Source organism: Vibrio sp. VPAP30 (assembly GCF_001188205.1).
GTDB classification, from domain to species: Bacteria; Pseudomonadota; Gammaproteobacteria; order Enterobacterales; family Vibrionaceae; genus Vibrio; species Vibrio bivalvicida.
Genome location: NZ_LBLS01000019.1, coordinates 210,928 through 220,171, shown reverse-complemented (window position 1 = coordinate 220,171; position 9,244 = coordinate 210,928). Strand labels below are relative to the sequence as shown.

Genomic DNA, 9,244 nt, shown 5'->3' with positions numbered 1-9,244 from the left:
TTGGCTCTCTCTGCAACCTACGTCGCTATCATACTGCTAGTGATTGGTAACTTCGCAGCTTCTCTTTCCGATGTAGCCGTGAAGCTGCTTGATGGTGAGGTATCGACCTTTCAGTACATCTTCATCCGCCAATTGCTTTCAGCTATGGTTATTTTCCCTTTGTGGTGGAAACAATCTCAGTCACAACGACAGATGTACAGCCCCAAGTTAAATTTGCTCAGAGCGCATCTGATTCTAATTGGCAGCGGATGCATGGTCGTCGCTATCACCCATTTAACTTTGGCGACGGCAAATGCAGTTTTCTACGCAGCCCCCCTACTCATGCTGCCGTTAGCGATTGTGTTGCTTGGAGAGAAACCAACACTTCAGCGTAGTGCTGCAACAATATTCGGTTTTTCCGGTGTAATGGTGGTGCTACGGCCATCGGAGTTTCACTGGGCAGCGCTATTTGCACTCGGAACAACCTTTACTCTTGCCCTGTTTAACTTGAGCGCAAGAAAGCTACCTAGCCAACAAACTGTCGTCAGTACCTTATTTTGGACATCAGTCCTTTCACTGCCTATATCAGCCATACTGGCGTTATTTTACTGGCAGCCGATATCAAATAACCACTTACTGCTAATCTTGGCTAGTGCCGCCTTGATCTTGACCTACAATGGTTTTGCGGTGATGGCCTACCAACAGTCGCCAGCCAGCTCTATCGCAGTGGCAGAAAATTCTGGGTTAGTGTTTGTCGCGTTATTTGGTGTGATGTGGTTTGATGAAGTGCCAGATTGGCTGACAGCATTAGGGATAGTGATGATTATCCTCCCCCTAATGCCATGGAAAGCGGTGCTGAAACTATTCAGAGTCAATTACTTGCTACGACCAAATCCACCATCTGATAGTCGGAAGAACATCACTGACTGATCGCTTTTTTCAAGCTGTAAGATATCAAGCTGGCCGTTTTCGGCTAGTTTAAATCGCACAAGTTGACCTTTGTTAATTCTGCTCAAAGGCTTATCTGAACCTTCAACCTTTACCAAAGCATTAAGGTCAGCCATAGCCAAGCCGTTACTACGAAAGACTTGAGCCAATGTATCACCACTTTTGACCTCATACTCATTCCAAGCTTTAGAGACGAGCGAATCCTGCTCGGCGCTTTTTTGCTCACTCAGGCTACGTGTATTGATATCAACTTGGACCCGCTGCGAGTTAGTCGAAACGACTGGCTGAGTATCGGTTTGTGCCTCAGGAACTGGGATCACAAGCAACACTAATAACAATGGAGTAATGATAATAAGCGCACGTTGATGCAGCTTAGGTAACAAATTCCACTTAGCTAAAATGGCCTGTTTAATTTGCTGCCAATCAATTTGGTTGAACTTCACTTTTGCTAGTTCAACGTAATCCACCCGCTGCTGTTTCTTTTTCTTTCTGCGATTCATCGCATCTTGTCTCCAAACGTCCTTCGCTACAAGTATAAAAACCAAGCGCATATGAGTATAGGATTTTTCGACATTGAAGGTAATAACCCGGTCAAATTTCGATAAAAAGTCATCAAAAGGCGATCTCAATCGCACAACGTAGCCAGAGACTATCCAAGGTCAACCGTTTCATAACAAGGCTATAACTGGTATGCTTTAGCCTTTATACACCATATAAAGAGAGACACCATGTCTGAAGTTAAATTTGAGACTGTAGAGCAGAAAGCTAGCTACGGTATCGGTCTACAAATGGGTCAGCAACTTGCTGGTTCTGGTCTTGAAGGTCTAAACGTTGACGCTATCGCTGCTGGTATCGCAACGGCACTAGTTGGTGAGCAACCAGCTATCGAAATTGACGAAATCAACAACGCACTACAAGAGCTACACACTCGCGTTGAAGCAGCACGTCAAGAAGCAGCTAAAGTTGCAGCAGCTGACGGCGAAGCATTCCTAACAGACAATGCTCTACGTCCAGAAGTGACTGTTCTTGAGTCTGGCCTACAGTACGAAATCATCACCGAAGGTACTGGCGAAATCCCAACTTCAGACAAGCAAGTTCGCGTTCACTACCACGGTGAGCTAACTGACGGCACTGTATTCGACAGCTCTGTATCTCGTGGTCAACCAGCTGAATTCCCAGTAACTGGCGTAATCAAAGGTTGGGTTGAAGCACTTCAACTAATGCCTGTAGGTTCTAAGTGGAAACTATACATCCCACAAGACCTAGCATACGGTGAGCGTGGCGCAGGTGCTGCTATCCCTCCATTTGCTGCTCTAGTATTTGAAGTAGAACTTCTAGACATCCTTTAATTTTTAAGAAATTAAAGCATGTATAACGGCGACCATTGTGTCGCCGTTTTTTATGTATGATACTTATCAAAACAACACGTATTGGTACTATTGAAACAAGGAGAGACAATGTACAAGAAATTAGCGCTAGCAACTTTAGCAAGTCTTGCTTTAGTAGGATGCCAAAATACTTCGAGCGATGGTCAGGCAAGTGCGACTGAAAGCAATTATGGCACAATCGCCAATGCAGCTTTAATGGGAGCGGTACAAGCATGGTCTTCACAAGGAGCGGCAGATACAGATTTAGTTTCAGCGCTACAAAGCAATGCCAATGTATCCTCTGAACAAGCGGTGGGCGGACTCGGCTCAATGTTAGCCTTAGCGCAGAACTCTTTGAGTGGCAGCGAAAGCAGTGAAATGGCAAGTCTTATCCCGGGGTTTGACTCTCTGCAATCGAGTGGTTTAAGCACCATGATTGCCAACAACGAATCCGTTAAGAGCGCTTTTTCAGCATTAGGAATGGACCCGTCTCTAATATCAACCTTCACTCCTATCATCTTAAGTGCATTGCAAAGCCAAGGCGCAAGCAGCGGGTTGTTGGGTAGCTTGAGTACAGTCTGGCAGTAAAGCGAGAAGCGAGAAGCGAGAAGCGAGAAGCGAGAAGCGAGAAGCGAGAAGCGAGAAGCGAGAAGCGAGAAGCGAGAAGCGAGAAGCGAGAAGCGAGAAGCGAGAAGCGAGAAGCGAGAAGCGAGAAAATTTTGAGGGGTTGGCACTTAGTGTCAATCCTTTTTTAATTCAGACAATTAGCTACAACAAGAACCATAACTGCCAACAAATTTCAGCTTTTATATCACAAGCAGCTCTCGAAGGACGAAGTCCGTTCTCGAAGCGAAGCGTTCTAAATTCTCGCAGGGCGTAGCCCGCTCTTTCTCCACCCTCCAAACGCAAAAAAGCCGAGCTAATGCTCGGCTTTTTCGTTCTTACGAACCTGATTACTCAGCAGCTTCTTCAGCAGCTGGGCGATCTACAAGCTCAATGTAAGCCATTGGAGCTTTATCACCAGTACGGAAACCAGCTTTTAGGATACGAGTGTAACCGCCCTGACGAGCAGCAAAACGTGGACCTAGTTCGTTAAATAGTTTTGCAACTACTTCGTTGTCACGAGTACGTGCAAATGCTAGACGACGGTTAGCAACGCTGTCAGTCTTAGCTAGTGTAATCAAAGGCTCAACTACGCGACGTAGCTCTTTTGCTTTAGGCAATGTAGTCTTGATAACTTCATGACGTACTAGAGAGCTAGCCATGTTGCTAAACATCGCTTTACGATGTGAGCTGTTGCGGTTGAGTTGACGACCACTCTTACGATGGCGCATGACCTAATCCTTCTAACTTTATCGATTAATCTTCAGCGATAGACGCTGGTGGCCAGTTTTCTAGGCGCATGCCCAGAGACAGACCACGTGATGCAAGTACGTCTTTGATCTCTGTAAGAGATTTTTTACCAAGGTTAGGCGTTTTAAGTAGCTCAACCTCAGTACGCTGTACAAGATCACCGATGTAGTGAATCGCTTCTGCTTTCAGACAGTTAGCAGAGCGAACTGTTAGTTCAAGATCGTCTACAGGACGCAGTAGGATCGGATCGAATTCTGGCTTCTCTTCCTTCTCCTCAGGTACACGTACATCACGAAGATCTACGAACGCATCCAATTGCTCAGCTAGGATAGTAGCTGCACGACGGATTGCTTCCTCAGGGTCTAGAGTACCGTTCGTTTCCATATCGATAACAAGCTTGTCTAAGTCTGTACGCTGCTCTACACGAGCTGCTTCAACAGAGTAAGCAATCTTGTCTACTGGACTGTACGTAGCGTCAACCAGTAGGCGACCAATTGGACGCTCATCTTCTTCAGTATGGATACGAGCCGAAGCTGGAACATAACCACGACCACGTTCAACTTTGATACGCATTGCGATCTCAGCGTTGTCATCTGTTAGGTGACAAACAACGTGTTCAGGGTTAGCGATCTCTACATCACCATCATGGGTGATGTCACCTGCAACCACAGGGCCCGAGCCTGATTTGTTCAAAGTAATGAACACTTCATCTTTGCCTTCGGCAACGCGTACAGCTAAACCTTTAAGGTTAAGTAGGATTTCAAGAATATCTTCTTGAACGCCTTCTTTAGTGCTGTACTCATGAAGTACGCCTTCGATTTCTACTTCTGTTACAGCACAACCTGGCATAGAAGATAGAAGAATACGGCGAAGTGCATTACCAAGAGTATGGCCAAAACCACGCTCTAATGGCTCAAGAGTTACTTTTGCGTGAGTCGTGCTAACCTGTTCGATGTCAACAAGACGTGGCTTAAGAAATTCTGTTACAGAACCCTGCATTGTGTCCTCTCTTTAGTTTAAACCTTACTTAGAGTAAAGCTCGACGATCAATTGTTCGTTGATGTCAGCAGATAGATCTGAACGTTCAGGCATACGCTTGAACGTACCTTCCATCTTACCACCATCTACTTCAATCCAAGTTGGTTTTTCACGTTGTTCAGCAACTTCTAGAGCAGCCTTGATACGAGATTGCTGTTTAGCTTTCTCGCGGATAGAAACAACGTCGTTAGCCGCAACTTTGAAAGAAGGAACGTTTACAACTTTACCGTTAACTAGGATAGCTTTGTGGCTAACTAGCTGGCGTGCTTCTGCGCGAGTTGCACCAAAGCCCATGCGGTAAACTACGTTATCAAGACGACCTTCAAGAAGCTGAAGTAGGTTTTCACCAGTGTTGCCTTTTAGGCGAGCAGCATCTTTGTAGTAGTTACGGAATTGTTTTTCTAGAACGCCGTACATACGACGAACTTTTTGCTTCTCACGAAGCTGAACGCCATACTCAGATAAACGACCGCGACGAGCGCCGTGTACACCTGGTGCGTTATCAATTTTACACTTGGTATCGATCGCGCGTACACCAGACTTAAGGAATAAGTCAGTACCTTCGCGACGGCTAAGCTTCAGCTTAGGACCCAAATATCTTGCCATGATCTTTCTCCAGTAATCTAAAAAACGTTATACGCGACGTTTCTTAGGTGGACGACAACCGTTATGAGGGATTGGTGTAGCATCAACAATGTTTGTGATGCGGAAACCAGCAGCGTTCAGTGCGCGAACAGTAGATTCACGACCTGGACCTGGACCCTTAACCATAACTTCCAAGTTCTTTAGACCGTATTCTTTAGCCATTTCAGCACAACGCTCAGCAGCAACCTGTGCAGCGAACGGAGTAGACTTACGAGAACCACGGAAACCTGAACCACCTGCAGTAGCCCATGCAAGAGCATTACCTTGACGGTCAGTGATGGTTACGATTGTGTTATTGAAAGATGCATGGATGTGCGCTACGCCATCTGCAACTTGCTTGCGTACGCGCTTACGAGCGCGAGTTGGTTGTTTAGCCATTGTACTCTACCTTCCCGATTATTTCTTGATCGGCTTACGCGGACCCTTACGGGTGCGAGCATTGGTTTTAGTACGCTGTCCACGTAGTGGTAGACTGCGACGATGACGAAGACCACGGTAACAACCAAGGTCCATAAGACGCTTGATGTTCATTGATACTTCACGACGTAGATCACCTTCTACAGTGTACTTAGCTACACCATCACGCAGTTGATCGATCTGCTCTTCAGTTAGTTCACTGATCTTAACATCTTCAGCAATACCCACTTCAGCTAGAATAGCTTGAGAGCGAGTTTTACCGATGCCGTAGATTGACGTTAGTGCAATCACAGCATGTTTTTGATCAGGAATGTTAATGCCTGCAATACGGGCCATTATTCACTCCTAGTGTTTCATAAAAGAATTAGCCGCAGCAAAGCCCGTCTAGGATACGCTGCGGAATACTACTTCTTTTGCACGCAAAAGGTAGGCCGAGGAATATACTCGACACTACCTTATATTTCAAGTAAAAATTTCTGCTTAATTAGCCTTGGCGCTGTTTGTGCTTTGGCTCACTGCAAATCACGCGAACGACACCGTTACGCTTGATAACTTTACAGTTACGGCAGATTTTTTTAACGGAAGCACGAACTTTCATTGCTAAACTCCGTAAATGAAATCTGAGTCTACCGCCGGATTAACGGCCATAGCCTTTCAGATTCGCTTTCTTCAACACAGAATCATACTGTTGAGACATCATATGAGTCTGTACCTGTGCCATAAAGTCCATGATAACAACTACTACGATTAGTAGAGATGTACCGCCGAAGTAGAAACGTACGTTCCACGCGACCATCATGAACTCCGGAATCAGACAGATAAAGGTAATGTATAGCGCACCTGCTAGGGTTAAACGCGTCATTACTTTATCAATATACTTAGCTGTCTGCTCACCTGGGCGGATGCCGGGTACGAATGCACCGGACTTCTTCAAGTTATCTGCTGTTTCACGCGGGTTGAAAACCAACGCCGTGTAGAAGAAACAGAAAAATATAATCGCTGCTGCATATAGCATTACATACAGAGGCTGACCTGGGCTAAGAGCCAAAGACACGTCAGTTAACCAACCGAACGCGCTACTCTCGCCATTCTGACCAAACCACTGAGCCAATGTTCCTGGGAACAAGATAATGCTCGATGCAAAGATTGCTGGAATAACACCTGCCATATTAATTTTAAGTGGCAAGTGAGTGCTTTGCGCAGCAAATACCTTACGACCTTGTTGACGCTTTGCGTAGTTAACAACGATTCGACGCTGACCACGCTCCATGAAAACAACGAAGTAAATAACTGCAAAAGCAAGTACACCAATCAGCAGCAGAAGAAGTACATGCAATTCACCTTGACGCGCTTGCTCGATTGTTTGACCGATTGCAGAAGGCAATCCAGCAACAATACCTGCAAAGATTAGTAACGAAATACCGTTACCAATTCCACGCTCTGTAATTTGTTCACCTAACCACATAAGGAACATGGTACCGGTTACTAAACTTACGGTAGCAATAAGCGTAAACATGGTTTGGTTGATAACAACCAGATTATCGACCATGTTTGGTAAGCCTGTTGCAATACCAATAGCTTGGAATGTTGCAAGTACAAGCGTGCCGTAGCGTGTATATTGGCTGATCTTACGACGGCCTGCTTCACCCTCTTTTTTGAGTTCAGCTAACGCTGGATGAACTACAGTTAGCAGTTGGACAACAATAGATGCCGAAATATACGGCATGATGCCCAACGCTAATATAGATGCACGCTCAAGAGCACCACCGGAGAACATGTTAAACATTTCTACGATGGTACCTTTTTGCTGTTCGAACAATTCGGCAAGTACAGCAGCGTCAATACCAGGAATCGGCACAAAAGAGCCGGCTCGGAATACTAAAAGTGCACCCACTACGAATAACAAGCGCGACTTTAGTTCACTTAAGCCGCTCTGAGCACTACGAAAATCTTGTCCTGGTTTCTTAGCCATCTGTACCTCGTTCCTCGAGATTATTCCTCGATTTTACCGCCTGCAGCTTCGATTGCAGCTTTAGCGCCTTTAGTCACACGTAGACCTTTTACAGTCACTGCTTTGTTAAGTTCACCAGATAGAACAACTTTTACAAATTCGATGTTCTTAGTGATAACGTTAGCAGCTTTAAGGCTGTTTAGATCTACTACGTCACCAGTTACTTTCGCTAGCTCAGCTAGACGAACTTCAGCAGACACTAGGCTCTTACGAGAAGTGAAACCGAATTTTGGTAGACGTTGTTTTAGAGGCATCTGACCGCCTTCAAAACCTGGACGAACTGAACCGCCAGAACGTGACTTTTGACCTTTGTGGCCACGGCCACCAGTCTTACCTAGGCCAGAACCGATACCACGACCTACGCGCTTAGCAGCAGTCTTAGCACCAGCAGCTGGTGATAGAGTATTCAAACGCATTCTGATTACTCCTCAACTTTAACCATGTAGTAAACCTTGTTGATCATACCGCGCACGCACGGAGTATCTTCAAGTTCTACTGTGTGGTTGATTTTACGAAGGCCTAGACCTTTAAGACACGCTTTGTGCTTAGGTAGACGACCAATTGAGCTTTTAGTTTGAGTTACTTTAATAGTTGCCATGGTGTTCTTACTCCGAAATAGATTCAACAGTTAGACCACGTTTAGCAGCAACCATTTCTGGCGACTTCATGCTACCTAGTGCATCGATCGTTGCACGAACGATGTTGATAGGGTTCGTAGAACCGTATGCTTTAGATAGTACGTTGTGTACACCAGCAACTTCTAGTACTGCACGCATCGCACCACCTGCGATAACACCAGTACCTTCCGCAGCAGGCTGCATGTAAACTTTAGAGCCCGAATGACGACCTTTCACCGGGTGGTGAAGAGTGCCTTCGTTTAGAGCGATCGTAGTCATGTTACGACGCGCTTTTTCCATTGCTTTCTGGATCGCTGCAGGTACTTCACGAGCTTTGCCGTAACCGAAACCTACACGACCGTTACCGTCACCAACTACTGTTAGTGCAGTGAAGCTCATGATTCGACCACCTTTAACCGTCTTAGATACACGGTTAACTGCGATTAGCTTTTCTTGCAAATCATTCGCTTGAACTTGTTGTTCTTTAGCCATCTTCCAACCCTACCTTAGAATTTCAGACCGGCTTCGCGAGCAGATTCTGCTAGCGCCGCCACTCGACCGTGGTATTGGAAACCAGAACGATCAAATGCAACTGACTCAACGCCTTTTTCAAGAGCGCGCTCAGCAACAGCTTTACCTACTGCTTTAGCTGCATCGATGTTACCAGTGTTCTTAATTTGCTCACGGATCGCTTTTTCTACAGTAGAAGCTGATGCGATAACCTCAGAGCCGTTTGATGCGATAACCTGAGCGTACACGTGACGAGGAGTACGGTGTACTACTAGGCGAGTTGCACCCAGTTCTGCAATCTTACGACGTGCGCGTGTAGCACGACGGATGCGAGATGCTTTCTTATCCATAGTGTTACC

General features: G+C 45.8%; 15 protein-coding genes. 3 read left to right on the top strand and 12 right to left on the bottom strand.

Annotated features, from left to right (window positions below):
* On the top strand, positions 1-909 hold the full coding sequence (locus ZX61_RS08845; RefSeq protein WP_082173441.1) for a DMT family transporter: 909 nt from the start codon (positions 1-3) through the stop codon (positions 907-909).
* On the opposite strand, the gene ZX61_RS08840 is transcribed toward ZX61_RS08845, so the two are convergent.
* Positions 855-1,427 carry a LysM-like peptidoglycan-binding domain-containing protein gene (locus tag ZX61_RS08840; RefSeq protein ID WP_049844281.1) on the bottom strand — a complete coding sequence of 191 codons (573 nt, stop codon included), beginning with the start codon at positions 1,425-1,427 and terminating at the stop codon, positions 855-857. The genes ZX61_RS08845 and ZX61_RS08840 overlap by 55 nt on opposite strands.
* Positions 1,428-1,655: 228 nt before the next feature.
* On the opposite strand from ZX61_RS08840, the gene ZX61_RS08835 reads away from it, so the two are divergent.
* Positions 1,656-2,276 (top strand): FKBP-type peptidyl-prolyl cis-trans isomerase, encoded by a 621-nt coding sequence (locus ZX61_RS08835; RefSeq protein ID WP_049844280.1) that lies wholly within the window; start codon positions 1,656-1,658, stop codon positions 2,274-2,276.
* 108 nt (positions 2,277-2,384) lie between these two features.
* Positions 2,385-2,882 carry a DUF2780 domain-containing protein gene (locus tag ZX61_RS08830; protein ID WP_049844279.1) on the top strand — a complete coding sequence of 166 codons (498 nt, stop codon included), beginning with the start codon at positions 2,385-2,387 and terminating at the stop codon, positions 2,880-2,882.
* A 365-nt stretch (positions 2,883-3,247) separates the two neighbouring features.
* On the opposite strand, the gene rplQ is transcribed toward ZX61_RS08830, so the two are convergent.
* The 11 genes from rplQ to rplR all read right to left on the bottom strand — a co-directional run bounded on the left by rplQ (position 3,248) and on the right by rplR (position 9,235).
* Positions 3,248-3,628, bottom strand: a complete 381-nt coding sequence (gene rplQ, locus ZX61_RS08825; protein WP_004410405.1) for a 50S ribosomal protein L17 — start codon at positions 3,626-3,628, stop codon at positions 3,248-3,250.
* A 25-nt stretch (positions 3,629-3,653) separates the two neighbouring features.
* Positions 3,654-4,646 carry a DNA-directed RNA polymerase subunit alpha gene (locus tag ZX61_RS08820; RefSeq protein WP_049844278.1) on the bottom strand — a complete coding sequence of 331 codons (993 nt, stop codon included), beginning with the start codon at positions 4,644-4,646 and terminating at the stop codon, positions 3,654-3,656.
* Positions 4,647-4,670: 24 nt separating this feature from the next.
* On the bottom strand, positions 4,671-5,291 hold the full coding sequence (gene rpsD / locus ZX61_RS08815; RefSeq protein WP_045974704.1) for a 30S ribosomal protein S4: 621 nt from the start codon (positions 5,289-5,291) through the stop codon (positions 4,671-4,673).
* 27 nt (positions 5,292-5,318) lie between these two features.
* Complete coding sequence (rpsK, locus tag ZX61_RS08810) at positions 5,319-5,708, bottom strand: 30S ribosomal protein S11 (protein WP_001118870.1); 390 nt, start codon at positions 5,706-5,708, stop codon at positions 5,319-5,321.
* Positions 5,709-5,726: 18 nt separating this feature from the next.
* Positions 5,727-6,083 carry a 30S ribosomal protein S13 gene (gene rpsM / locus ZX61_RS08805; RefSeq protein ID WP_005435100.1) on the bottom strand — a complete coding sequence of 119 codons (357 nt, stop codon included), beginning with the start codon at positions 6,081-6,083 and terminating at the stop codon, positions 5,727-5,729.
* A gap of 148 nt (positions 6,084-6,231) precedes the next feature.
* The gene (gene rpmJ / locus ZX61_RS08800) at positions 6,232-6,345 is read right to left on the bottom strand and encodes a 50S ribosomal protein L36 (protein ID WP_000868186.1); all 114 of its coding nucleotides are present in this window, start codon (positions 6,343-6,345) and stop codon (positions 6,232-6,234) included.
* A gap of 39 nt (positions 6,346-6,384) precedes the next feature.
* The gene (secY, locus tag ZX61_RS08795) at positions 6,385-7,719 is read right to left on the bottom strand and encodes a preprotein translocase subunit SecY (RefSeq protein ID WP_049844277.1); all 1,335 of its coding nucleotides are present in this window, start codon (positions 7,717-7,719) and stop codon (positions 6,385-6,387) included.
* Between the two features lie 20 nt (positions 7,720-7,739).
* Positions 7,740-8,174, bottom strand: coding sequence for a 50S ribosomal protein L15 (gene rplO / locus ZX61_RS08790; RefSeq protein ID WP_004745896.1), 435 nt, complete (start codon positions 8,172-8,174; stop codon positions 7,740-7,742).
* A 5-nt stretch (positions 8,175-8,179) separates the two neighbouring features.
* Positions 8,180-8,356: a 50S ribosomal protein L30 gene (rpmD, locus tag ZX61_RS08785; RefSeq protein WP_004410429.1), complete on the bottom strand. Its 177-nt coding sequence runs from the start codon at positions 8,354-8,356 to the stop codon at positions 8,180-8,182.
* Between the two features lie 7 nt (positions 8,357-8,363).
* Complete coding sequence (gene rpsE, locus ZX61_RS08780) at positions 8,364-8,867, bottom strand: 30S ribosomal protein S5 (RefSeq protein ID WP_004745894.1); 504 nt, start codon at positions 8,865-8,867, stop codon at positions 8,364-8,366.
* Between the two features lie 14 nt (positions 8,868-8,881).
* On the bottom strand, positions 8,882-9,235 hold the full coding sequence (rplR, locus tag ZX61_RS08775) for a 50S ribosomal protein L18 (RefSeq protein ID WP_049844276.1): 354 nt from the start codon (positions 9,233-9,235) through the stop codon (positions 8,882-8,884).
* Positions 9,236-9,244 lie beyond the last annotated feature (9 nt).

Excerpts from the sequence above, each read along its gene's own strand:
- rplO (WP_004745896.1), bottom strand. The coding sequence starts at position 8,174 with ATGCGTTTGAATACTCTATCACCAGCTGCTGGTGCTAAGACTGCTGCT.
- rpmD (WP_004410429.1), bottom strand. The coding sequence starts at position 8,356 with ATGGCAACTATTAAAGTAACTCAAACTAAAAGCTCAATTGGTCGTCTA.
- ZX61_RS08820 (WP_049844278.1), bottom strand. The coding sequence starts at position 4,646 with ATGCAGGGTTCTGTAACAGAATTTCTTAAGCCACGTCTTGTTGACATC.
- ZX61_RS08835 (WP_049844280.1), top strand. The coding sequence starts at position 1,656 with ATGTCTGAAGTTAAATTTGAGACTGTAGAGCAGAAAGCTAGCTACGGT.
- rpsK (WP_001118870.1), bottom strand. The coding sequence starts at position 5,708 with ATGGCTAAACAACCAACTCGCGCTCGTAAGCGCGTACGCAAGCAAGTT.
- rplR (WP_049844276.1), bottom strand. The coding sequence starts at position 9,235 with ATGGATAAGAAAGCATCTCGCATCCGTCGTGCTACACGCGCACGTCGT.
- ZX61_RS08840 (WP_049844281.1), bottom strand. The coding sequence starts at position 1,427 with ATGAATCGCAGAAAGAAAAAGAAACAGCAGCGGGTGGATTACGTTGAA.
- rplQ (WP_004410405.1), bottom strand. The coding sequence starts at position 3,628 with ATGCGCCATCGTAAGAGTGGTCGTCAACTCAACCGCAACAGCTCACAT.
- rpsM (WP_005435100.1), bottom strand. The coding sequence starts at position 6,083 with ATGGCCCGTATTGCAGGCATTAACATTCCTGATCAAAAACATGCTGTG.
- ZX61_RS08830 (WP_049844279.1), top strand. The coding sequence starts at position 2,385 with ATGTACAAGAAATTAGCGCTAGCAACTTTAGCAAGTCTTGCTTTAGTA.
- rpmJ (WP_000868186.1), bottom strand. The coding sequence starts at position 6,345 with ATGAAAGTTCGTGCTTCCGTTAAAAAAATCTGCCGTAACTGTAAAGTT.
- rpsE (WP_004745894.1), bottom strand. The coding sequence starts at position 8,867 with ATGGCTAAAGAACAACAAGTTCAAGCGAATGATTTGCAAGAAAAGCTA.
- rpsD (WP_045974704.1), bottom strand. The coding sequence starts at position 5,291 with ATGGCAAGATATTTGGGTCCTAAGCTGAAGCTTAGCCGTCGCGAAGGT.
- secY (WP_049844277.1), bottom strand. The coding sequence starts at position 7,719 with ATGGCTAAGAAACCAGGACAAGATTTTCGTAGTGCTCAGAGCGGCTTA.